Consider the following 24,168-nt stretch of genomic DNA (forward strand, 5'->3'; position numbering starts at 1 on the left):
ATCCCGGGCGATTTGCATCCCTTGCATTGCGCTTCCATGCATCGCAATGAATGGGACGAGACGGGCCGATGCCTTGACCGCTGACCAATAGGAAAAACGGCGATCGTATGTTGATACTGGTTCAAATCGACCTGAGCGGCGCGGATATAGCTTTGTTCGAAAGCTACGAGGCGCGCGCTCTGGCTTTGCTGAGCAAATATGGCGGCCGATTGGAAGAACGTGTGCGGGCGGTTTCTTCGACGGCAGAAATGCAACTGCTGTATTTCCCCGATGAGCGCGCACTCAGCGCGTTTCGATTGGACCCATCGCGGGCCGCGTTGCGCGAAGACTGGGTAAGGTGCGGCGCTTCATCCCAGCTGTCCGAAGTCGTCAGGATCGGTTGACCCCTTGAGCAGGGCGCCGGCCGCCTCGCCGAGCGCGTCTTTTGTCTCAGGCGGCCTGCTTCAGTCTCTCGGAAGCGAGAATTGCAGCCGCGGCTTTCTCGCCAACGAGCAGGGATGTTGCGTAAGTGTTCGCTGAAACCATCGTCGGAAAGATAGACGCGTCGGCGACCCTCAGAGCCTGCAAACCGTGAACCTTCAGATCTGCATCCACTACAGTGTTAGGGTCGGTCGCTGGCCCCATCCGGCAGCTCCCGGCCATGTGATACGAGGTCGATCCATAGGCGCGCGCGAATGCTAGAAGCTCGTCATCCGACACCGCATCCGCTCCCGGCAGCATCTCCGAATCGAAATAATGCGCCATCGGCGCGCTGTGCAAGATCGAACGCGCAACCCTGATAGCCGCCAGAAGGGCCTGCTTGTCTTTGTGATGCTGCAGATAATTGGGCTGTATGACAGGATCGGCATTGACGTTCGCACTCCGAATATGGACATGGCCGGTGCTCTGCGGCCGCATCTGCCAAGGACCAATAGTCATGCCCGGATGATCGTCCATAACGCCCAAACGCCCGGCCGTGGAACTTCCCGGCGTGAAGATGATGGTGAAGTCGGGTGTATCGAGAGCCGGGTCTGAGCGGCCAAACGCATGGCAAACAACCGCGCTCAAACCAAGAATGCTTGGTTTGCCGATCAGCCAGTTGACGGCCTGCTTGGCGAGGCGCGGCCCACGAACGAGCTCGTTGATCGTCTCGATATTTTTGGCCTTGGCGATCATGCGCGGACTGTAGTGGTCCGCCAGGTTTTCGCCGACGCCGGGCAAATCATGGGTAACGGATACGCCAGCGGCCGACAAAACCTGTGGGTTGCCCACGCCCGAAAGCTCCAACAGACGCGGCGAGTTGATAGCGCCTGCAGAAACGATCACTTCTCGGTTGGCTTTCGCCTCTCCAATCGTTTCGCCTATCCGATAGGCTACGCCGGTGGCGCGCTTACCTTCGAAGGATATCGACGTCGCGCGGCAGTTCGTCAGAACTTTGAGGCGCGAGTTCTTCATCACCGGGTAGAGGTAGGCGCGCGCGGCACTAACGCGGCGCGCACGGCGAATGGTTCGTTGATAATAGCCGGCGCCTTCTTGAACTGCGCCGTTATAGTCAGGATTGCGAGGAATTCCGACGCTTGCCGCGCCTTCGATGAACGCTTCGCACAACGGATGCCGCCAGTCTGGATCGCTCACCGGGAGAAGTCCCTTGGCTCCCCGGAAATTGACGTCGTGCGGTGCGAGTCTGTTCTCGATGTTGCGAAAATGCGGAAGGACATCATCGTAGGACCAGCCGAGATTCCCGCGCTGTGCCCAGTTATCGTAGTCGTTCGGCTGACCCCGCACGAATACCATGCCATTCACCGAACTCGATCCACCGAGGGTTTTGCCCTGCGGGAGGTTGATCGAGCGTCCGCCCGAACCGGCAGAAGGCTCCGTCTTAAACTGCCAGGTCAAAGTTGGGTTCAGTAGCGTTTTCACGAAGCCAACTGGCAAGTGAATGAAGAAGTTGCTGTCGACCGGCCCCGCTTCAAGTACGCAGACAGTGTAGCCTGCCCTCACAAGGCGATTGGCTATCACGCATCCCGCTGATCCCGCGCCGACGATGACGTAATCGAACCAGTCCATACAATTTCTCCCAACTTATCGACGGATAAACATCGGTGATCGCCGTCTACAACTAGCGGGGAATTCGGGCCTGAGAAGCCTCGTCTGAGTTGCCAACTCTCGGGCAAACAGGAGGGGCAGCCCCCGCCTCATGTTGACATCGTCGAACGACCGCATTAAATGTAACACGATTTTGATCATTAAAACAAACAAAAAGACTCGGCTCTAGCCAGCGGATCGTGGGGAGACGTCATGCATCAGCTCGTTGATGTGAAAGCTTAAGGGGGGCGACATGAAACTTGGACATCAGTTGTTCAGCTCGGTGGTAGGGCTGACTTGCATGACTTGTGCAGCGCAGGCCGCAGATAATGCAGATAATACGGTGGAGTTGGCTCGGAAGGCGCCTGTCCTAAAGGCTGCTCCCGTACCTGAGAAGCCGTTCTTCTTCGTCAACGACAATCGGGTCACCTTGTCGCTATTTCCCACGGTGGCCGTGCCCAGCTGGACGTCCAAATCGTCGCAATGGACGGCCGCTTTCACCCATTTCGACGCCTGGGCATACGGCACCAACACTTTCGTCTTGCTGAGACAGCAGAATGACCGCGGCGTTCCGATGACGCCTTGCCTCGGGCCGGCATTTGCTGCGCTGGGCCAATGCCCCGGCAGCGTCAACAACGTGGTGTCCATGCGCAGCACTTTGGGTTGGAATGAACTGTTCGACACCAAGGCCTTTTCGGTTGGCCCCCTGACGAATATTTCGTTTGTCGGCGGTTTTGATCTCGTCGCAGGCAATATGGGATCGGCGAACAACCAGGAGGCGGTCAGCGCCGGTCTGCAGTTTGGTTTCGCTTTGCCGTATAAGGGGTACTTCAATGTCAGCCCGCTCTACTACCAGCGGCGCGTCTACAACGTCACCTATGATGACTTCAGCATCGTCGGTCCCGTATTCGGGGCGAGGCCTCCCTATTCTGGCTGGCCGGACGGTGTGGCTCACTTTTCCCCGACCTGGGGTCTCGACGTAAACTACTATATGGATCTGGATTTCTTGCCGGAGTCCCTGCGGTACTTCTCGATCAGCGGTCGTGCCTCAATCCGCGGGCCCGATGGAACGGGTGGTTATGGCCCGTATGTCCGAAATCCAGCCAGTGCCAGGATCGTCGGTTATGCAGCCGAGCCCGTGCGATTGACATTGGATGCCGGCAAGCTGTTTTGGGGCAAGCAATGGTCGCACTACATCGACCTATGGACGGCGTGGCGATGGGATCAGAACAACAGCGGTTTCAATCCGTCTGCTGACCCGTTCTGCCTCACAAACGGCGTCTACAATGGCAGCTGCAACGACAGCGGGATCTACTACGGCATCACCATGAAGCTCGGCGTAGATGCGCCTGGTACGCCGTCGCTCTCGCCATTTGGCGTGCCGTTCATCAAGAGCGTCGACAATTCGCTGACGGTCGGGATCTTGCCCAACGCCACCTCGCCGGGCGAGACGGCAAGTACTCAAAAGGCCGTCTATTCGTTCACGCACAACGATACCTGGGCTTACGGAACGAATCTCCTCAATGTGGATGTCACGAAGTCCGACCATCACGATCCATCAGGTCCGTGCTCGACGGTCTACGGTAAGCCCGTATTTGGTGAGAACGGGCCTTGTTCAGGCAACCTCGAGGTCGAGTCAAAACTGCGAAGCACGTTCGGCTTCAATGAGATCTTCAACACGACGGCCTTCCGATACGGCCCGTTGAAGAATATCTCCTTGGAAGTCGGGGGCGAGTCTCGGGTTACGGAGCTCTATTCGTCGCCGAACAAAAAAGCGATCGTTGCTGGTCTGCAGTTTGCGTTCGATCTGCCATACAAGGGATATCTGAACATTGCTCCGCTATACTATCAGGAATGGAATCATTCGACTTTCGCTTACCCCAACAATGTGAACCCGCCCTTGGGCTTTGTCTTTGGTCTGCCGCGCTACACGGGAATCCTTCCGGCGGGCGTGACCGGGACAATCAATGGTGACTTGCATTATCGGCCGACATGGGCCTTGGAGCTGAACTATGGCGGGGAGCTCGGCTTCCTCCCGGAAAACCTCCGGTATTTCTCCTGGAGTGGCAACGCCGGTTTCTATGGCGCCAAAGGCAACGGTGCCTATGGCGGATACACTCTTCCGTCGTCTTGGAACACCAAGACTGAAATCAAGGCTGAGCCAGTTCGGCTGACCTTCGATGTCAGCAAGGCCGTATGGGGGTCGAAGTACTCGCACTATCTCGAGACGTTCGTCGCTTACCGCTACTGGCATAACAAGTACGGCTTCGATGCCGGCAATCCCGCCAACTTCGTTTGCTCATTTGCCAACGGAACCAGCAATAACAGCTGTAACGAGCAGACGGTTTATGCGGGCATAACTTCGAAGTTCTAGGGAACCTGTCGCGAGGTTGCTTTGTCCGAGTGCGTGCTCGGCGAAGTCAGGATCCTCCGCTGACTCGCCCGGTGTGGGTGCCCCCACATCGGGATCTTTATTCTGATCGGGCCGGAAACGCCAAGTCGTCCCGCTACGCTCGAGCATCACGGATCGATGGATCCTGCGTCGGTTCGAGGATTACCAGGAGCCGTGGGCTTGAGAAAACTGGATGCCAGCATCGTCGGTCGTTCTTGTCCGGTAACCAGGATCCGAGTAGAGGCGGCACAATTGATGATGTTCTTGAATTCTGTCGGCGCCGATGAGTCGATCTTTCACGATCTGAACTTGGTCGAATCGGCCGGATTTAGGCGAGCTCCTATACCCGCGGAATATCTATTTGTTCTCCATCGACTAAGCGCGAAGGAGCCCGACGAGTGTTGGCTACAGTTGGGAATTGAGGATGACCGAGTGGAGCCACGCGCGCAGACATGCACCTATTTCGCTCAGATTTCTGTCGGCGACGTGCTCACGTTCACAACGAGAATCGTCAGCGTCATGGACAGCGAGAGCGGCGACACGACGTCGGTCACCCAACTGGTCGAGGTCGAAAATCAAGGCAATGTGCACGTCGCCGATATGCTACTGGACTTTGCTGTCCGAAACCCGCCACCAGAAGTGCTGATCAACTAACTTGTGTCCGCGCTGGGACCAAGCTCGGTGCATCTTATGGATCGGTCGGCTCCTGGATGATATTCACTCTCGGGGAATGTGGCGTAGGATGAGCGCGGGTTTTGGACGGCTCAAGAAGAGGTCATGAGACGGTGATGCTCGCAGCTTCCGTGCAGCAAGCGTCGAACCCGCCTCCAGAATAGCGATCCACAGGCCATTGACACATCCAGGTCAATCGCCACAACTCGATGGCGCAGCATCGGTAGAGCAGGGACGTGTATGTACGACGTCTATCTGAACGAGCGGAACGATTTACTCGTCCTTCCGCGCGGCGAGTCGATTCCATCGACTATGAACGGAAACTGGCGAAAAAGGCGAGGTAGCGTGCGCTCGGTGAGCGAAACGATCCGGGAGGCAGTCCGGACATACGGCTATCATCGTAGAAGCTTGGTTGCCCGTCCGTGCCCCTCAGGATCCGCCGATCGATTGGATCGCTAGCATTAAGAATTGGTCGCGCGCGCCCGACCGGTTCGCTTCGGCGCCAACCATCGGAGCGAACTCGGTGGGGTTCGCACGCATGCTGTGAGTTACGTTAGCGGCGCGGCGCCCTCTAAGCGCTTCGGCTCGAGGATCGGCCCGCGGGTCCGATCGACGAAGCGGCGAGCGGCCGAGACGGTGTTGGCCAACAGCATCGTAACGGTCATGGGCCCGACGCCGCCAGGTACTGGCGTGATGCAAGAGGCCCTCCGGCAAACACCATCGAAATCGACGTCCCCCACCAGTCGGCCATCAGGCAATCTATTGATCCCGACATCAATGACGACGGCGCCGGTCCGTACCATCTGGGGCAGGATTAGATTCGGAACTCCGGCGGCGACGATAAGAATGTCGGCCAGAATTGTATACTGTGCAAGATCGCGGGTCTTCTCGTGGCAAACAGCGACCGTAGCGTCCCGTTGCATCATCATGAGCGCCATCGGCTTGCCGACGATGTTGCTCGCGCCAACGATCGTGACATTCTTGCCTTCGACTGGAATGCCCGCATGATCGAGGATCTTCATCACGCCAAACGGCGTGCAAGGAGAGAAGATCATGTCGCCGACGACCAGCCCGCCAACATTGTAGAGATGGAATCCGTCGACGTCCTTCTCGATCGAAATGGCGTGTAGAACGGCCCGAACATCATGATGCGGCGGCAGCGGGAGCTGGACGAGGATACCGTGCATCGCGGGATCTTGATTCAGGTGTTTGATCGCGTCGATCAGGGCTTCCGCCGGCACATCATTGGGGTACTCGATCAAAGTCGAACGTATGCCGACATCGGCGCACGCCTTAATCTTGTTGGTTACGTAGACGCGAGAGGCAGCATCCTCTCCGATGAGAATCACGGCAAGGCCCGGTACGACAGCGGCATTTCGGGTTAACTCTTCGACGTCGGCTCTAATCTGCGTCCGAATAGTGCGTCCGAGCGACCGACCGTCTAGAATACGCGCGTTCATGATGCGCGCTGTGCCTGAAGCGCGCCGCGGTGCCTGTTGTGCAGGGTGGGATGCCGCGGGAGCGTTGAGGTGAAGGAAGCGTGCAGGGTACATGTCGGCAGGCTGCGGCCGAATCCCAACGATGAGAGCTTGAGTGTGCCCATGATCGGTGTTCGACGCCAAGACTCGCGCAGTCTGTCCTCAGTCGGGATGCTGTCCATCATCTAGTCCGTGAAAATAACGGTTTTGCGGCCATTCTGAATGACCCTATTTTCGATGACATAGCGAACCGCGCGAGCCAGCACTCGGCGCTCGATATCGCGTCCCTTGCGGATCAGGTCGTCCGGCGTGTCCCGATGCGAAATGCGCTCGACGTCTTGCTCGATAATCGGGCCTTCGTCGAGATCGGAGGTGACGAAGTGCGAGGTCGCACCGATCAGCTTGACTCCCCGCTCGTGCGCCTGATGGTAGGGCTTTGCTCCCTTGAAGCCGGGCAGAAACGAGTGGTGGATGTTGATGCAACGGCCGGCGAGCTTTGCTGCCAACCCGTCGGAGAGAACTTGCATGTATCTCGCCAGAACCACAAGTTCCGCGCCCGAGTTCTGGATCACCCGCCAAACCTCCGCCTCCTGCTCGAGCTTGGTCTCTTTGGTCACAGGCAGATAGTGAAACGGCAGGCCTTCGAGATCATGATGCGCGTAGGTCTCTTTCATGTGATTTGAGAGGATGCCGACGATGTCGATCGCCAGTTCTCCGATTCGCCAGCGATAGAGGAGGTCGGCCAGGCAATGATCGGAGCGTGACACCATGATCAGAACCTTGCGACGCTGCGCCCGATCATGAAGTTCCCAGGACATCCCGAACTGTTGTGCCGTCTCGGCGAATTGCTCCCGCAACGCGGCCACGTCGGGTGACGCTCCGGGGTCGGCCGGATTAAATACGATGCGCATAAAGAAGCGGGCGGTCTCAACATCGTCGAACTGATTGGCCTCGAGGATGTTGTAGCCGGCGTGAAAGAGGAATGCGGACACGCCGGCAACGATGCCGGGCCTGTTCTGGCAGGATAACGTCAGGATATAGCAAGGCGAAGACGTCATGGAGTTTCAGATCTCTTTGCTGGTGCCTAGACGTGCAGGTGAGCTTCCCGATCGCGAATGCCGATCTGTTGCTCGACTAGCCGAACCTTGATCGGAGCCCGGTCGAAGGGTCTGACTTCGCACCGCGACACGCGATTTGATGTCGAACCATTTGCAGCCAAATCAAATCGGCGCTGTCACAAGACCATGTGACACGCGAATGATGTCGCGGCGCTTAGACTGGACCAAGTCAAAAAAGAGCGCATCAGATGTATCTGAACTGTCTTCGGCCCTGGTCAGTCCCTTCTGGAGCCGCCCCGGTTGGGAGGTATTCCTTTACATGTTTCGGGACGGCTGGCCCGCTGGCGTCCCATCACAACGCGCGTTTCAACCACAGAGGTGGAACAAGCTCATCGGCGGCGCGGACGGCGCAACTGACAGGAACTGCCAGATGAGTAGGCTCTGCATTCGGTGCCTGCTGGAGATCCTTTGCGTTGCACTCTTCGCCGCACGCGCCTCCGCGCAGATCTCCGACGGCGTCGTCAAGATCGGGATCCTAAACGATATGTCCGGCCCGTATGCCGACGCCGCCGGCAAGGGGTCTGTTGTTGCAGCACAAATGGCCGTTAGCGATTTCGGGAATACGGTGAGAGGCGCGCCAATCGAATTGGTCTCGGCTGATCACCAGAACAAGCCTGACATCGCGACGGCGATCGCGCGGCGGTGGTTCGATCGAGAGAAAGTCGATGCGATCGTCGATCTGCCCGTGACCTCGATTGCGCTCGCGGTGCAGCAGATCGGCCTGGAAAAGAAGCGGACGATCATGATCACGTCCGGAGCGACGTCGGATATTACGTCAAAGTTCTGCAATCCAACGAGTTCGCATTGGATCGACGATACACAAACTCTCACCGCAGGGACGTCCCGTGCGGTTCTCGAGCAGGGCGGGAAGACGTGGTATTTCTTGACCGTTGACCATGCGTTCGGAAACGCACTGCAGCGCCAAGTCACCGATGCCTTGTCAAAGCGCGGCGGCAAGGTGGTTGGAGCCTCCCGCTTTCCGATCGGAACCTCCGATTTTGCTTCCTATCTCGTTCAAGCGCAGTCCTCGAATGCAGACGTGATTGCGCTGGCGGCCGTAGGCGATGAATTCTCGACGGCCGTGAAGCAGGCCAATGAATTCGGCTTGATGGATGGCAAGCGGATCATTGCGGGCTTTCTCGTGTTCATCACCGATGTTCACGCGCTCGGCTTGAGCGTCGCGCAGCATTTGACATTCTCAAGCGCGTTCTATTGGGACCAGAGCGCCGGTACGCGCGAGTTCAGCCTCCGCTTCTTCGCTATTACCGGGAAGATGCCAACCAAGATCCAGGCTCTCACGTACACGGCCGTCAAGCACTATCTCCGGGCGATTGATGCGACCGATTCCGACGAATCATTGGTGGCTAACAGAGCGATGCGCGCGATGCCAGTTGAGTTCTTCGGTAAGTCGGTAACGCTGAGGGCTGATGGCCGTCTGATATATGACCCGGTGCTTTATCGGGTCAAGACGCCGGCCGAATCAAAGCGTCCTTGGGACTACTTCGAGCCAATACGTGAGATACCTGCATCGGAGGCTTTTCTTCCGATGAACGAAGCTTGCGCGACGCCCTAGTCGGATTCCGATCTTTGGGCCGGTCGCACCGGCAGCGAGTCGCGCGCGCGTCGTTGCTGATGGCTGCCATCGAAACCATCAATGCCTAGAACTGAGGTACCAACCGTGTCTGTCGCATCTCCTTTCGCATTGCCAACCGCCGTCCCGTTCTATCCTGAGTATCCCCTGTTCAACCTTGGCGGCGGTGCTCCGCGCCAATGGGAATTCAACGGTTGGAAGCAGGAGAGCATGTCGTGGAAGACGAGCAGCTATATTCACGGTGGGCTCTCGGGTCCTGCGCAGTTTCTTTACGAGGGACCGGATGCAGAAAAATTTCTATCGCAGATATGCGTCAACAGCTTCGCCAACTTTGCGGTAGGGACGGCCAAACACGCGATCATGTGCACCGACAGCGGACACATCGCCGGACACGGTGTGCTGCAACGACCCGCACAAGACCAGTTTCGACTGTTTGTGGCCGGACCTTGGTCACGCTATCAATACAGTAAAACCAACTTGGATGTTAAAGAGACCGTCGAGGACAATTTTCTGTTTCAGGTGGCTGGTCCAAATAGCTTGCGGATTCTCGAGAAAGTCACAAAGGAGGACCTCCGCGATATCAAGTATCTGCGTTACCGCCAGACCAAGATCGCCGGCCGCTCGGTGCAGATCATGCGGATGGGAATGGCCGGAACGATCGCCTACGAGCTCCATGGACCGGTGGAAGACGGAGCTACAATCTATGAAGAAGTCTACCAAGCCGGCCTCGAATTCGGAATCGAGCGTCTCGGATGGCTAACGTACACGGTCAATCACATCGAAGCTGGATTTCCTCAACAGTCCTGGACATTCATCGTCGCAGCTTTCGCCGATCCGGGATTCAACGAGTATGTGAAGAAGACGAAGCCTCTGCGGTTCATGCCGCCGGCCTTTTCCGGCAGCATCGATCCAAACGATATTAAATCGCGGTTCCGCAATCCGTTCGAACTCGGGTGGGATCGATCCGTCCGCTTTGATCACGATTTCATTGGCCGCGCAGCACTTGAAAGAGAACATGCGGATCCGAAAAGGACTATCGTGACGTTGGTGTGGAATACGGATGATGTCGTGGACATTTATTCATCCTTGTTCCGTCCCGGACAGGAATACAAGTACCTCGAACTTCCTGCGATGCCGAACTACCGCTACGTTCTTGCGCACGCGGATCACGTTTCCAAGAACGGACATATGATTGGCGTGTCGTCGGGAATTGCCTATAGCTATTACTATCGCCAGGTAATCTCTCATTGCGTGATCGACCGAGCCGAAGCTCAAATCGGCAACGAGGTCGAACTGCATTGGGGAGACTTTGGAGGTCGAATAAGGCAGGTGCGGGCGGTCGTGGCTCGCTACCCTTATCTAAACGAGGCAGACAACAAGCAGTTGGACCCGTCCGCGTTCGCTTAAACGAACCGGCCTTTACGTCCCGAGCGCCGGCTGGCTTGGAAGCCTCAATCGTCGTCGCCGGTGTCAATCGGAAGGGGCTGGCTTGCTGCCGGCGCCCTCCAAGCGTCAGGACATGACCGTCGCAGCAACGTGCGGTACGCGGACGTACATGGTCCGCTTATCGCTTTTTACGATCGGAGGAGCGATGACGTATTCTAAAGATGGCGTCCCCCATCGACCACGATCGTCGTTCCGGTGCTGGCCTTAAGATGCGTGACGCAAACAAGGATGGCTGCCGCGACGTCGTCCGGTTCTATCACGCGCTTCAACGGCGTCGATTTAGCGCCCGCTTCAAGCACCGCTCGGTCACGTCCCGGCACGAAATCAGTGGCGACTGCGCCGGGCGACACGCTGAGGACGCGGATATGTGGGCCAAGAGCACGACCGAGAGACATGCTGATACTGTCCAGCGCTGCCTTCGATGCGCAATAGGCGACGTTGCTGCCTGAGGCCGTGAAGCCGGAGATCGAGGATACGTTGATGATCACAGCCTCGCCCGAGGCGCGAAGTTGGCGGCTTAATGCGCGAATTGCGGAGTAGGGGCCGCGGACATTGGCAATCAAGATCCGTTCGAACAATTCGTCGGTAAGGGTGTCCAGATCATGATGCGGGATCGCGCACGTGAAACCGGCCGAGTTAACGAGGATATCCACTTTGCCACCGCGCGCGTCGATGCGCTCTGCGAGTGCCTTGAAGCTTGAGGCATCTTCAAGCGCAAGTTTCGCGACCTCGTGCCGACCGGCCGGCAGGCAGTGCAGCAATTTCTGTGCGCCCTCCTCGTTGTTGTGGTAGCCGATGATCACATCTGCTCCTGCTGCAGCAAACTGCCTGACGGCGGCGGCGCCAATACCGCTGCTTCCGCCAGTCACGACCGCCAGGCGACCGGTCAGCATATCGTTATCGTTCATTGAAGTTTCCTTTCCGGACGCGATCTTGAGATGATCGGACAGGAAAGTCTGTCACCAGATATGGGGACAACCGCCATGCCTTCGGATGGTCTTCGGACACCCGATCAATTCAGGACGAGGTGCATCAACTCGTTCTGCGAAGAAATACCCAAACGGGTATAGGCTCGCTTCTTGTAGGTGAGTACCGTATTGACACCTACGCCCAGTTCGAGGGCAATCCCCTCAGAGGTGAGGCCAAGAATGATTGCTGCGCAGACCTCTTTCTCGCGCTGCGTCAGCAGGGGGGCTTTGTCGGTAAGACGGTCACGGTAGTAAGCGAGAGAATTCTGCCGACTGGCCGCGCCGTAGTCGGCGTGACGGCGCGCCAGCGCCAGTATCAAAAGGGCCCGGTCGGCTATCCGATCCACGTCTTCGTCCGTGAAAATGTCGCCCCTGGTTCGGTAGAGGTTGATACGCAGAGTACGGTTGCCTTTGGTTTCGATCAGGCTGACGCGGTGGTCAAGACATACGGCGGTGTAGCAACAGCGCCGATAGTTGGAATGTGCGATCTCCGACGCTTGCGTGTGAAGGATCCAACTCTCGTGAGGCTCCGCTGTTGCCGCGGAGTTTGCCGCTATGGAATTCGCGAGATCGTGCCGCCAGTAATCGCGGCAGTACAGATCGGCGACTTCGCGGGCTACCGGCGCCGTCCCGGTATTCTCCGCGAAAATCACCTGTGGTCTTTGACCGGGCTCGAACGCGAATGCGGTGAGGTGGCTGGCCTTTGCCCAATCAAAAGTCGAGCGGAACAACGTAGCGGAAAAAGCCGACGTGCCGAGATGCTCGATCAGGTCCGTAAGCCTCGGCATCTCAGGCGACGTCGACCGCGGTCTAATGAGCCGATGGGTCCGCATGCATATTCCTCGTGATTTCCCCTCTGCGTACGCACTTTCTTATAGACGAAACCGAGTTTGTATGCAAATTTGCGTGCAAAAAATTGGTCCCTTTTATGTTCAGTAAGGCGCTACCGCCCTCCCGATTGTCGGACGACGTATATGATGTGTTGCGACGTCAGATCGTCACTGGCGAGCTGCGACCCAACCAGCCTCTGATCGAGCTCGACTTGGCGGAAAGGCTGCAGGTCAGCCGAACGCCGGTGCGAGAAAGCTTGCAGCGGCTGGCCAATGCCGGCTTGGTGGTGCCGCGCAAGCGCGGCTGGGCTGTGCGCGAATTCACGCCTGACGAGATTCGTCAAAATGCCGAATTGCGCATGGCTCTCGAGGGCTATGCTGCGAACCTGGCAGCAACGCGCGGCTCACCTGCAGATATCGCTACGATTGCCGGCATCCACGAACTGCGTCTGACGCTGCGCAGCACGGATGAGAACATGAGGGTGAGTAGCAACCGCAACTTTCATGATGCCATCATGCGCGCGGCTGGCAACGGCAGACTTACCGATGCAATCTACCACTCTGGGCAATTTTACTTCAATGCACCGATCGCGCGCGCCACGACCGGTGATGAACTCGCTCTTGGCAACGCCGATCATGCTTTGATTGTCGCGGCCATACTGAAGCGCGACGGAGCTGCCGCGGAGCAGGCAATGCGCGTTCATATTCAGCGGACCTTCTCCCTGTTTTGGCGGGTCACCGGCCGGTCGGAGCCGGTTCACCTCCACCAGGTGTAACTGCGGACGCTACGGTCCCCCAACCATGTGACAGAGGGAGACCGCGGCACGTGTTATGTCCGGCGAGCGGAGACATTAGACGTGCCTAACCCTGACCTCGATGCGAGCCATGACGTTTCACGCCGCAGTTGGGTGACAGGCGCCAACCACGTTGGGACTGACTTTCCAATCCAGAATTTGCCGTTCGGTATCTTTCGCGCACCCGCCCATGCCGGCGCGCCGCGCGGCGGTGTGGCGATCGGTGACTGCATTCTCGACGTGTCGGCCGTCGCATCGCTGCTCGGCGAGGCTCAATCCATCGCTCACCTGCTAGCAGCACCCACGCTGCAGCCGCTGATGTCGCAATCACCAAGTGCATGGACCGCGTTGCGACTGAGCCTTTCCAATGTGCTGGCAGCGGGCCGCGGTGAGCAGGGGCAGGTTGAACGCCATCTTCACCCAATCGCCACGGCCGAGATGTTTCTTCCGGCCAGGCCGGGCGGTTTTGTCGATTTCTTCGCGTCGATCCAACACGCGACCAATGCCGGCCGAATCTTCCGGCCGGATGCACCCCTTCTGCCGAATTACAAATATGTCCCGATCGGCTACAACGGTCGGGTTTCTACGATAAGTGTCAGCCGGGGTGTGCGCAGGCCGTGCGGACAAACACGTGCGGCTGGCCAGGATACGCCGTTATTCGGTCCGAGTCGGCGCCTCGACTTCGAAACAGAACTCGGCGTATTCCTCGGCGGTCACTCCGTTCAGGGCACACCCGTATCGCTGGCGCAGGCCTGGGATCATGTATTCGGCTTCTGCCTGCTCAACGATTGGTCTGCCCGCGATATCCAGGCCTGGGAATACCAACCGCTCGGTCCGTTCCTCGGCAAGAGTTTTTCAACTACCGTCTCGCCTTGGGTGGTGACCGCTGATGCGTTGCGGCCCTTTCGAACTTCGGTTCGGCTACGCCCGGCAGGCGATCCGATGCCTCTTGCCTATCTTGCCGACAAGGAAGACCAAGCCAATGGTGCCGTCGACATCATGCTTGAGACGAAATTGGCGACCGCGCGGATGCGGCGGGAGGAAAATAGGCCCATCCTGCTCGGCCGGGCCTCGACGCGTGAACTATACTGGTCGGTCGGCCAGTTGGTGGCGCATCACACCAGCAATGGCTGCAGCATAGAAGCTGGCGATCTCTACGGCAGCGGCACCGTTTCCGGGGACGACAAGAATTCGCTCGGGAGCCTGCTCGAGATAACACGGGCGGGGGAGGCCGCATTAGAATTGCCAGGCGGCGAGTGGCGGACGTTCCTCGAAGATGGCGACGAGGTGACGATTACCGGCCGATGTGTTCGTGATGGCTTCGTACCGATTGGATTCGGCTGTTGCGCCGGGCGAATTCTTCCGGCGCTTGCCGGCTGACTCTATCGCTGTATGCGCTCCAATCCTCCTTCTTGTCACCCACTCATGTGACAGACTGGTCGGCCCCAAATGACAGAATCAGGCAGCCTCAACTCCACTCGCTCAGAGCCTATTTGCGCATGACATTCCAGACCAACGCCTTCGGCGAAGCGGTACTCTCGCCTCAAGATGGCTCACCGGCGTACATGACCGGGTTCGAAAACTCCTTCGCAACTGAAGCCGTGGCAGGCGCTCTGCCGGTGATGCGAAATTCGCCGCAAAAGGCGCCGCTCGGCCTTTACGCCGAGCAGCTGTCGGGTACGGCATTCACTGCACCTCGCCACAGCAACAAGCGCACCTGGTTTTATCGCGTACGTCCATCCGTTCAGCACGGGCGCGGCTTCCGCGCGGTGGACACCGGCTTGATCCGAACGGCTCCGTGCCGTGACGAATCCCGCTTGCCGATCGCGCAGTTGCGCTGGTCGCCGATTGCCATTCCCGCTGAGCCCTGCGACTTCCTTTCGGGACTTAGGACCATCGCGACCGGCGGCGACGTTCACCTTCAGCTCGGTATGGCGAGCCACGTTTATGTCGCTAACCGGTCGATGGAAGACCGGTACTTCTACAACGTCGATGGCGAACTTCTCTTGGTACCGCAAGAAAACGCAATTCGCGTTTTTACCGAGTGCGGGATGATCGATGCCGGACCGGGCGAGATCGTGATCGTCCCAAAAGGAATGAAGTTCAAGGTCGATTTGCCGAATGGACCGGCCCGCGGCTATGTCTGTGAAAACTACGGCAACTATCTCTCGTTACCCGAACGGGGACCGATCGGTGCCAACTGTCTCGCCAATCCGCGCGATTTTTTCGCGCCGGTCGCGGCTTACGAGGACAAGCAGAAGCCGTGTCAGCTTTACGTCAAATCGCTCGGTCGCCTCTATGTTACGGACGTGACGCAATCTCCGCTCGACGTAGTCGCTTGGCACGGCAATTTCGCGCCGGTGAAGTACGATTTGCGCCGGTTCTCGCCGGTCGGCTCGGTGCTATTCGACCATCCAGATCCCTCGATCTATACCGTGCTGACATCAGCCTCCGAGACAGCTGGAACGGCGAATGTGGACTTCGTGATCTTCCCGGAGCGCTGGATCGTGATGGAGGGGTCCTTTCGACCGCCGTGGTACCATATGAACGTGATGAGCGAGTTCATGGGACTGATCTACGGCGTTTACGACGCTAAGCCTGGCGGTTTCGTACCTGGTGGCATGAGTCTTCATAACGCGTTAGTCCCGCATGGGCCGGATGCTGAGGCTTTCGAAAAGGCAACGCATAAGGATCTAGTTCCCGAGCGGTTGACGGGCACGATGGCGTTCATGTTCGAGACACGTTACCCGTTGAGCGCAACTGCATATGCTTCACAACTCGAATTGCTTGATGGCGCCTATCCCGGCTGTTGGGATGGGCTCGAGCGGAAGTTTAGACAGGTCTGAACGACCTCCGCGCCAATGAATCTTGTAACCGCCCGGAGGATAACGCGTCCTTCAGGTTACCGGTCAGCAATTCGTCGATCATTTTGGCGAACGCGCGGTGTCAAAGGACCTGTCAGGAACTTGCGCATGTGGGGGCGCGCGCAGTGCCAATTGGCGCTATATCGTTTTGATTAAAGATCAATGGGCCTCGGACGATTGCGGAACCGGGAGCAATTGGTCTCCACGTAACCAACGCTGGCCAAGTCCGAAAGCGCTTCGACTTCCGAACCTTTCAAGCCCGGCATGTCCTTCTTGACGGGACAACCAATTTGAGACTGCAAATAGGCTGGTTAGCGGTAGCCCACCGGAAACTGCGCAAGCAGATCGCCGTCTAGATTCAATGAAGCGCTGAATCCAAATCGGTCCTTCTCATAGTCAGCCACCGTGGCACGGATTTCCTTCTGGCGTTCGCCGGGATTACCCACACCAGCACAACCCGTGTGCCGATCTCGCTGTTGTCGACGTCGATGACGAATGATGAGAGCACAGGAAGTATTGGCTATAACCGCGGGATGTCGAAATGCCGACGTCGCGGTCGCCATGCAACACCTTATCCGCATATACGAAGCTTCATTGGTCGCGGGGCATGTCCATGAAGTGAAAGGGTTGTTGTCGGGCCAGGAAAGCGCAGACTTCGATCACGTCCTCCTCGTGCCAGACGGGCGGCCGCATCACGCGGCGAGGGTGGGCGACTTCCAATTTGTGTGCGCTCTTCCAATGAACTCATGGTTGAACTTGATGTTCTTGCTCCACCCTAGTTCGGCGGGGCTGCGGTAGTATGAGCGTATGTCATCGGGCTCGAAACTGCCGGCTATATTGATATTGCGGCTAGGACGGCATGGCCGCCTTGAATTCCGTGAGATATTCCTTGGTGTCGTCGCCAAATATTGCCGGCAGATAATCTTCAAGGATCGTCAGAAAGCAGGCCTCGCAATGGTTGGTGAATACCGCGCGACCTCCGAGCTGGCGGATGCCGGACTCACGTCCGGCGTCGAGGATCGCGTCATTGATCCCTTTGGCGTGGACGCTGGGCTTCGAAGCCGGGCTCTCCCGCCATTCCCTGCCTCGACGCGAGGACCTTGTGCCCGTTGATGGCGATCTCCCCATTACGCGTGAGGCCGATGTTTCGAACGTTGTCTCCAGTTGCTTTTTCGACGACGGCGGCAACATCGGAGCTCAATGTGAAGTCGAATAATTATATTAGTGCAATATAGGGTGTAGTCGCCCTTTCGAAGCTTGGTGTCAAAATACTCCCTCTCGTTCGGCCCTTCGCTTGCGGGACGGCTTTGCAGCCTTCCCATCGACTGCTACGACCTCTGCTGACTTCTCGCTCCAGCTCGACACCGTCGCCCTTTCAGACGCAAGGCGAGATGTCCCCAGGTAAGAACGCATTCCTTCACTGCACGACCGCCGGATCTGCGCCGCTTTCCCTTGAATCACGAGAGCAGCTTTGCGGGTTCCAGCCCGCTCGCCCGGGTCGGCAGCGCTTCCTATCCGGTTCTTCCTCTCATCAGACCGCAGCTTCGCTCCACGCTTCCTTCCCACACTCGGTCGCCCTCGTGCAGTTGCGCTTCACTTCGCTCATTGTGATCAACTCACGATGGCACTTTCCGCACAAGAGCGCACCCATGCTGGCGCACAAAAAAGAGGGCTTCCAAGAAGCCCTCTTAGTAGGTCCAGTCTCGAGAGCGGACCCGGGAGGTCGGTGAAATCTGTCAACGCTGAGGGCGAAATGCGAGCGACGCTTTCAATCGACGCCCGCAACGAAGTACAGCGCCCGATCCGCTCGAAGGACACTTAATGCACTTCGGCCGAAATTATCGGTCACATGGTCATGTGACAGAGGTTCGTCTGTTGAACCCCACTTGATTAATCTCACCTTAGCACGTCTGAATTAGGTCCGTTTAGAGACAGAACTTCAGTGGAAACAGATCATGCGAATCGGCCAACTCTTTGCCGCGTCTATGCTATCGGTTGGCGTGCTGGCGCTCGCCCTTGGTGCCGAAGTCCTCGTCCCGCAAGCGCAGACATTCCTGGGCAAGACGGACGCGATCAAGGCTGTTAAGGGTTTCGGAGCGGTTTTGACAATTGGTCAGCAGGTGACCGCTCTACGCGTGCCGTACATGAGCGTCCTCATCCAAGATCGCGCCGCGACGCCGACCCAGCTCGAGTCGATAGCGCAATCCGTACGATCAACCGAATCATCGATCGCCGACGCGCGCTCAGCGGTAGGTGGTCTCAACGACGGTGCCGGCATCTTGGAAGAGCTTAGGCGCGCCGCCGCGAAGCTTGCCGATGTTCGCGCCACGACCGATCACGCTTTGAATCAGCCGATGTCCGAGCGCAGCTCGAACGTCGTCAAAGCTTTTCTTTCTGGCACTTCCGATATCAACGCGATCTTGGAGCCGATCCTGAATCGCCTGGAAAATCGAGCGGCGACGGCCGACGGATCGCTCACGGCCCTCTTGGCTATCGCTCGGACAGCTCAGGACCTTCGTGTGTCGGCCGGCAGTCGCGTTGGCACATTGACGCCTGCGCTCGGCGCACGCCGTCCGTTGTCGGCAGCAGACCTCACTGCGATGGACCGTGCCCTGGGGAGGGTCGATGTGGATCAGGAGAGGATCACCGCCGCTATCCACCAACTTGGTTGGCCTGCTCGTTTGAACAGCGCATTGAAGGATGCCACCGAAGCCTACTTTGAGCGTGCCGCGCGTACGATCGCGAAAGAGTTGCCGGCTGGACGCACTGACGGCAACTATAGCATCGGCGTCGATCAACTGGCTGCTGAGATCGTTCCAGCGCTTCAGACCTTTCTCGCTCTGCGCGACGCTGCTCTGACGGAGGCGACCGAACGAGCCGGCACAGCACGGGATCAGGCCTTGGTGATGCTTCTCTTGGCGAGCGCAGCTATATTGGTGCTGCTTGGCGTACTCGCTGGCGTCGCCGTGATGCTACGTCGTCGCGTAATCGTGCCGCTGGCGGCTCTAACCGAAACAGTGGTGCAGCTTGCTGCCGGCCGCCACGATGTTGCGATCGCGCCGGGCGGGCGGTCCGACGAAATCGGCGCAATGGCAAGCTCGTTACTGGTGTTCAAAGACGCACTGATCGCCCAGAGGGCTTCGAACGAGGCGGCAGCGTCGGAGGCTGAGGCAAAGATCCGGCGCGGGCAACGCGTCGACAGTATCACTCGCGAGTTCGAGGCGGTGGTCAGTCAGGTCGTAAGTGTGGTGTCATCGGCCTCGACGGAACTGGAGGCCTCGGCAGGCAGTCTCTTTGCGACCGCTGAGCGCACGGAGGAACTGACCGCGACTGTCGCGGCAGCCTCAAAAGAAGCCTCAGCCAACGTTCAATCGGTGGCGGCCGCAACGGAAGAGATGACCTCGTCCGTCGACGAAATCAGCCGACAGGTTCATGACTCCGCCCGGATTGCGTTGGCCGCCGTGGAGCAAGCCCAGAAGACCAACGATCGCGTCGGCGAGCTGGCAACAGCGGCAGCGCGCATTGGTGACATTGTCGAATTGATCAATTCCATTGCGGCGCAGACGAACCTGCTGGCACTGAACGCCACCATCGAGGCTGCCCGGGCAGGTGATGCCGGGCGCGGGTTCGCGGTGGTAGCAGCTGAGGTGAAGGCACTGGCCGATCAGACATCCAAGGCAACGGACGAAATCAGCCAGCAAATCGGCGGCATCCAGTCTGCCACACATGAGTCCGTCGGTGCTATTAAAGAGATCGGAGGGACCATTACGGCAATGTCCGAGATCGCGTCAGCCATCGCGTCCGCCGTTGAAGAACAAGGCGCCGCAACGCGCGAAATCTCGCGAAACGTGCAGCAAGCCGCGCACGGTACTCAACGAGTTTCGGCCAACATTCTCGACGTGCAGCGTGGTGCGTGCGAGACGGAAGCGTCCTCCACTCAAGTGCTGACCGCGGCGCAATCTCTTTCGATGGAAAGCAGCCGGCTGAAGCTTGAGGTCGAACGATTTCTCGGTGCGGTACGAGCGGCCTAAGCATCCGACCGACTGAACATTCGAAGTCGCGCACCGCGGCCAATGTCACCGAGACCCGGCCACCCGCGCGGGCAGGCAAACCGTACCTTGACCGCATCGTGATCCGCGCCCGATGCGATCTAGTGGAACCTGGCTCGCTTCGGCTGGCGATCAGATGCACGGTCTCCGGGGGCGCCGGCAGCGCGATCACAAGATGATCAGGGTGGAAATTTCCTCGCGGACCGCCGTCAGTGAACCGCTGATCACGTGCATCGAGCTCGGTCATGTCTACGATTCCGGCCGCGGCCGTACCACCGCGCTGGGCAGCATCTCGCTCACCATCGACCGTGCTGAATTCGTTTGCGTTCTCGGGCCGAGCGGATGCGGCAAGACCACGCTCCTCAACATCCTGGCCGGCGTTGTCGCGGCGGCCGACGGCGACGTTCGCGTGAGCGGCTACGCGATCGACGGGCCGAGTTCCGAACGTGGCGTGGTGTTTCAGGACTACTCCTTGTTTCCATGGCTGACGGCGCAGGGCAATGTCCAGTTCGGGCTCCGAATGGCGGGACGCGCCGCGCGCGAGCGAGCGAAGATCGCGCATGATCTGCTCGGGCTCGTCGGATTGCCCGATGTCGGTGAGAAATACCCTTTCGAATTGTCGGGCGGAATGAAGCAGCGCGTTGCCATCGCACGCGCGCTTGCGCTGCGTCCATCGCTGCTCCTGATGGACGCGCCGTTCGCGGCGCTTGATGCGATGACGCGTAGTTCCCTCCAAGCCAAGCTGATCGAGATTCATCAGCAGGAGCGACGAACCTTCCTGTTTGTGACTCACAACGTTGCCGAAGCGCCGGTGCTCGCGAGCCGGCTGATCGTCATGTCGGCGAACCCGGGGCGGATCGTGGAGGACATCAACGTCGATCTGCCGCGTCCTCGCCGTCGCACGTCGCCGCGCTTCAACGAACTTTACGAGCACGTCGCACGGGCGATCGGCCTGGAAACGGCGAACATGACCTTCGGCGTCAGCCGCCATACCGTCGCCGGACTATCGGCACGCTCGCCTTCTTTGACGCATGGGAGGCGCTCAGCCGGAGCGGCCTCGTCAATAACGTGATGCTGCCCGCGCCGAGGACGATCGTACAGTCCGGATGGGCGCTGATCGTGGCGGGTGAACTGCGGCGACATCTCGGCGCCTGCCTGCTGCGGGCGGCGATCGGCTTTCTGAGCGGATCGGTGCTCGGTGTGGCGCTTGGCGTCGCGATGACGCGATCGCCGCTGTTGCACGGGACGATCAATCCTCTTGTGCAGATGTTTCGCGCCGTTCCGTCGCTCGCTTTCGTTCCGCTGGCGATCTTCTGGTTCGGCATTGGTGAAACCTCCAAGATTGTCCTGATCGCCTGGGGCGTCTTCTTCTCGGTCTGGGTCAGTACCTATGTCGGCGTGCGCGACGTGAGCCCGCTGCTCGGACGGCCGGCGGCCAGTCTCGGCGCACGCGGCTGGCGCAACTTCGCTTATGTCGTCATCCCGGCGCGCTGCCGTTCATCATCGCCGGGCCGCGCGTCAGCCTGTCCGTTGCGCTGGTCGTGCTGTGGCGGCGGAATTGGCCGGAGCGGCGTTCGGGGTCGGCTATCTGACCCAGATGTCGCAACAGGTATTTCGGGTCGATCAGATGTTCGTCGGGCTGTTTGTGCTCGGCCCGATGGGCTTTGCGGCTGATCTCCTGTTCGAACGCGCGGTCCGAAGATTGTTGCCATGGTACGGCGCCGAGCAGGCCGGACGGAAGGGCACCCAAATCGAGCGAGCCTCTGGTCGCGTAGCCGCGAAGGAGCGAAAGCAATTTATTGCGGGTGCTAGGTGCCGGGATCGGCTTACAAGGCGTGACGTTAATGATGCGAGGTGAAGGTGCAACCAATCCAGGTGGAGCTACGCGAAAATTCCACGACGCTGGCATTGACCTGGCCGGATTGCGGAACCCGTTTGGTCGCGGCGGAAACGTTACGTCGGGCCAGCCGCGCGGCCAGCGAAATCCGGCGGCTGGTTGATGGCATCGAACTCCCGATTGTGCCGGGGCTTCACGTCGTTGCCATCGAGCCCGTCGGGAATTACGCCCTGCGGCTCTCGTTCTCTGACGGTCATGACCGCGGCATCTATCCGTGGCCCTACCTGCGCGAACTTGCCGGGCAGCAGTCAGCGTGAGGTCGGCACATGGATGAGATCAAAAGTGGCCTGACGGAGATCGTCTGCGACGTGCTGGTGATCGGCGGCGGCACGGCCGGTCCGATGGCGGCCTACAAGGCCAAGCGCCACAGTCCCGCCGCGCGCGTCGTGCTGCTGGAGAAGGCGAACGTCAAGCGGTCAGGCGCGATCGCAATGGGCATGGACGGGTTGAACAACGCCGTCGTTCCCGGCTACGAAACGCCGGAGCAATACACCAAGGAGATCACGATCGCCAACGACGGCATCTGCGATCAGGCGCCAGTGTACAAATATGCCTCGCGCTGCTTCGACGTCATTCAGGAGCTCGACCGCTTCGGCATCAAGTTCCAGAAGAATGAAAACGGCGACTTCGACGTCAAGAAGGTGCATCACCTCGGCTCCTACGTGCTGCCGATGCCGAACGGCGATACCGTCAAGAAGGCGCTTTATCGCCAGCTTCGCCGCGAGAAGGTGTTGATCTCCAACCGCTACATGGCGACGCGCCTGTTGACCGGACGTGATGGGCAGATCGCCGGCGCGATCGCGGTCAATACGCGTAGCGCCGAGTTCCTGGTGTTGCGCGCGAAGACCGTCATCCTCTGCGCCGGCGCGGCGGGCCGGCTTGGCCTGCCGCAGTCGGGCTATCTCTGGGGGACCTACGAGAATGCCACCAATTCCGGCGACGGCTATGCGATGGCCTATCACGCCGGTGCCGCGCTCGCGAATCTCGAATGCTACCAGATCAATCCGTTGATCAAGGACTACAACGGTCCTGCGTGCGCCTATGTGGCCGGTCCGTTCGGGGCCTACACCACCAACAGCGAGGGTGACCGTTTCATCGAATGCGACTATTGGTCCGGGCAGATGATGCAGGAGTTCTACAACGAGCTGCAATCGGGCAACGGGCCGGTATTCCTGAAGCTCAATCATCTGCATAGCGACACGATCGGGAAGATCGAGGCCATCCTGCATCAGGTCGAGCGGCCGTCGCGGGGCAGGTTCCACGACAATCGTGGCACCAATTACCGCGAGCGCATGATCGAGATGCATATTTCCGAGATCGGATTCTGCTCGGGCCACAGCGCTTCCGGTGTCTACGTCGATGAATTTGCGCGCACCACCGTGCCAGGGCTCTATGCTGCGGGCGACATGGCAAGCGTGCCGCACAATTACATGCTCGGCGCCTTCACCAACGGTGCAGTGGCGGGCGAGCACGCGGCGGAACTGGCCGGCAATATCGATCTGGCAGACTACGACGCAGCCGACGTCGTGCGCGAGCAGCAGCGCGTGCTGGCGCCGACCAGGCGCGATGACGGCATCCCGCCGAACCAGCTCGAATACAAGACAAGGCGCTTCGTGAATGACTATCTTCAGCCACCCAAGGTGACGGCGAAGATGAAGCTTGGTCAGGCGCGCTTCGCGGAGATCCGCGACGATATCGCAAGCGCAATGGTGGTGCGCGACGCGCACGAGTTGATGCGTTCGCTGGAAGTCTCCTCGATCGTCGACTGCGCCGAGATGGCGGCGTTCGCCTCGCTGTATCGTACCGAAAGCCGCTGGGGCCTCTATCATCATCGGGTGGACTACCCGGAGAAGAACGACGATGACTGGTTCTGTCACAGTATCCTGCGCAAGCGGGACGGGCGAATGACGGCGGAGAAGCGCCCGGTCGCGCCCTACATCGTTCCGATCGACGAATCCGAGCGCTCGGCCTATGACCGCCAGCGCATCCGACAGCATGCCTGAAC

Annotated in this window: 19 protein-coding genes; 13 read left to right on the top strand and 6 right to left on the bottom strand. The window is 59.0% G+C overall.

Going from position 1 to position 24,168, the window contains the following annotated elements; genetic code table 11:
- Positions 1-107 precede the first annotated feature (107 nt).
- On the top strand, positions 108-383 hold the full coding sequence (locus ACE103_RS11085; protein WP_375779432.1) for a hypothetical protein: 276 nt from the start codon (positions 108-110) through the stop codon (positions 381-383).
- 46 nt (positions 384-429) lie between these two features.
- Here ACE103_RS11085 and ACE103_RS11090 read toward each other — a convergent pair whose 3' ends face one another.
- Positions 430-2,046, bottom strand: coding sequence for a GMC family oxidoreductase (locus ACE103_RS11090; RefSeq protein ID WP_375779433.1), 1,617 nt, complete (start codon positions 2,044-2,046; stop codon positions 430-432).
- 271 nt (positions 2,047-2,317) lie between these two features.
- Here ACE103_RS11090 and ACE103_RS11095 point away from each other — a divergent pair, with 271 nt between their 5' ends.
- Together ACE103_RS11095 and ACE103_RS11100 are read left to right on the top strand one after the other, a co-directional pair.
- Positions 2,318-4,438, top strand: a complete 2,121-nt coding sequence (locus tag ACE103_RS11095) for a hypothetical protein (RefSeq protein WP_375779434.1) — start codon at positions 2,318-2,320, stop codon at positions 4,436-4,438.
- A gap of 198 nt (positions 4,439-4,636) precedes the next feature.
- The gene (locus ACE103_RS11100; protein ID WP_375779435.1) at positions 4,637-5,110 is read left to right on the top strand and encodes a MaoC family dehydratase N-terminal domain-containing protein; all 474 of its coding nucleotides are present in this window, start codon (positions 4,637-4,639) and stop codon (positions 5,108-5,110) included.
- A gap of 566 nt (positions 5,111-5,676) precedes the next feature.
- Here the strand turns inward: ACE103_RS11100 and folD are convergent.
- Together folD and purU are read right to left on the bottom strand one after the other, a co-directional pair.
- Entirely contained in the window at positions 5,677-6,588 is a 912-nt protein-coding gene (folD, locus tag ACE103_RS11105) for a bifunctional methylenetetrahydrofolate dehydrogenase/methenyltetrahydrofolate cyclohydrolase FolD (RefSeq protein ID WP_375779436.1), read from the bottom strand.
- Between the two features lie 203 nt (positions 6,589-6,791).
- Complete coding sequence (gene purU / locus ACE103_RS11110) at positions 6,792-7,664, bottom strand: formyltetrahydrofolate deformylase (RefSeq protein WP_375779437.1); 873 nt, start codon at positions 7,662-7,664, stop codon at positions 6,792-6,794.
- 430 nt (positions 7,665-8,094) lie between these two features.
- Here purU and ACE103_RS11115 point away from each other — a divergent pair, with 430 nt between their 5' ends.
- Both ACE103_RS11115 and ACE103_RS11120 read left to right on the top strand, forming a co-directional pair.
- Entirely contained in the window at positions 8,095-9,297 is a 1,203-nt protein-coding gene (locus tag ACE103_RS11115) for an ABC transporter substrate-binding protein (RefSeq protein WP_375779438.1), read from the top strand.
- A 105-nt stretch (positions 9,298-9,402) separates the two neighbouring features.
- A complete protein-coding gene (locus ACE103_RS11120) occupies positions 9,403-10,722 on the top strand; it encodes an aminomethyl transferase family protein (RefSeq protein WP_375779439.1) in 1,320 nt (439 codons plus the stop codon).
- Between the two features lie 194 nt (positions 10,723-10,916).
- On the opposite strand, the gene ACE103_RS11125 is transcribed toward ACE103_RS11120, so the two are convergent.
- Together ACE103_RS11125 and ACE103_RS11130 are read right to left on the bottom strand one after the other, a co-directional pair.
- Positions 10,917-11,669 (bottom strand): SDR family NAD(P)-dependent oxidoreductase, encoded by a 753-nt coding sequence (locus ACE103_RS11125; RefSeq protein WP_375779440.1) that lies wholly within the window; start codon positions 11,667-11,669, stop codon positions 10,917-10,919.
- A gap of 104 nt (positions 11,670-11,773) precedes the next feature.
- A complete protein-coding gene (locus ACE103_RS11130) occupies positions 11,774-12,517 on the bottom strand; it encodes a helix-turn-helix transcriptional regulator (RefSeq protein WP_375779441.1) in 744 nt (247 codons plus the stop codon).
- Positions 12,518-12,573: 56 nt separating this feature from the next.
- On the opposite strand from ACE103_RS11130, the gene ACE103_RS11135 reads away from it, so the two are divergent.
- The 3 genes from ACE103_RS11135 (at position 12,574) to hmgA (ending at position 16,199) form a co-directional block, all read left to right on the top strand.
- Positions 12,574-13,335: a GntR family transcriptional regulator gene (locus ACE103_RS11135; RefSeq protein ID WP_375779442.1), complete on the top strand. Its 762-nt coding sequence runs from the start codon at positions 12,574-12,576 to the stop codon at positions 13,333-13,335.
- 81 nt (positions 13,336-13,416) lie between these two features.
- Positions 13,417-14,733, top strand: a complete 1,317-nt coding sequence (fahA, locus tag ACE103_RS11140; protein ID WP_375779443.1) for a fumarylacetoacetase — start codon at positions 13,417-13,419, stop codon at positions 14,731-14,733.
- 119 nt (positions 14,734-14,852) lie between these two features.
- A complete protein-coding gene (gene hmgA, locus ACE103_RS11145) occupies positions 14,853-16,199 on the top strand; it encodes a homogentisate 1,2-dioxygenase (protein ID WP_375779444.1) in 1,347 nt (448 codons plus the stop codon).
- An 867-nt stretch (positions 16,200-17,066) separates the two neighbouring features.
- On the opposite strand, the gene ACE103_RS11150 is transcribed toward hmgA, so the two are convergent.
- A complete protein-coding gene (locus tag ACE103_RS11150; protein WP_375779445.1) occupies positions 17,067-17,408 on the bottom strand; it encodes a hypothetical protein in 342 nt (113 codons plus the stop codon).
- Between the two features lie 764 nt (positions 17,409-18,172).
- Between ACE103_RS11150 and ACE103_RS11155 the strand changes: the two genes are divergently transcribed.
- The 5 genes from ACE103_RS11155 to ACE103_RS11175 all read left to right on the top strand — a co-directional run bounded on the left by ACE103_RS11155 (position 18,173) and on the right by ACE103_RS11175 (position 24,166).
- Positions 18,173-20,248: a methyl-accepting chemotaxis protein gene (locus ACE103_RS11155; RefSeq protein WP_375779446.1), complete on the top strand. Its 2,076-nt coding sequence runs from the start codon at positions 18,173-18,175 to the stop codon at positions 20,246-20,248.
- 193 nt (positions 20,249-20,441) lie between these two features.
- On the top strand, positions 20,442-21,338 hold the full coding sequence (locus tag ACE103_RS11160; RefSeq protein ID WP_375779447.1) for an ABC transporter ATP-binding protein: 897 nt from the start codon (positions 20,442-20,444) through the stop codon (positions 21,336-21,338).
- On the top strand, positions 21,338-21,940 hold the full coding sequence (locus ACE103_RS11165) for an ABC transporter permease (RefSeq protein WP_375779448.1): 603 nt from the start codon (positions 21,338-21,340) through the stop codon (positions 21,938-21,940). The genes ACE103_RS11160 and ACE103_RS11165 overlap by 1 nt, the downstream gene beginning before the upstream one ends.
- Before the next feature lie 180 nt (positions 21,941-22,120).
- On the top strand, positions 22,121-22,420 hold the full coding sequence (locus ACE103_RS11170; RefSeq protein WP_375779449.1) for a gamma-butyrobetaine hydroxylase-like domain-containing protein: 300 nt from the start codon (positions 22,121-22,123) through the stop codon (positions 22,418-22,420).
- Positions 22,421-22,429: 9 nt separating this feature from the next.
- Positions 22,430-24,166, top strand: coding sequence for a fumarate reductase/succinate dehydrogenase flavoprotein subunit (locus ACE103_RS11175; protein WP_375779450.1), 1,737 nt, complete (start codon positions 22,430-22,432; stop codon positions 24,164-24,166).
- The last annotated feature ends 2 nt before the right edge of the window (positions 24,167-24,168 follow it).

It is taken from the genome of Bradyrhizobium sp. ma5 (assembly GCF_042258955.1).
Lineage (GTDB): Bacteria > Pseudomonadota > Alphaproteobacteria > Rhizobiales > Xanthobacteraceae > Bradyrhizobium.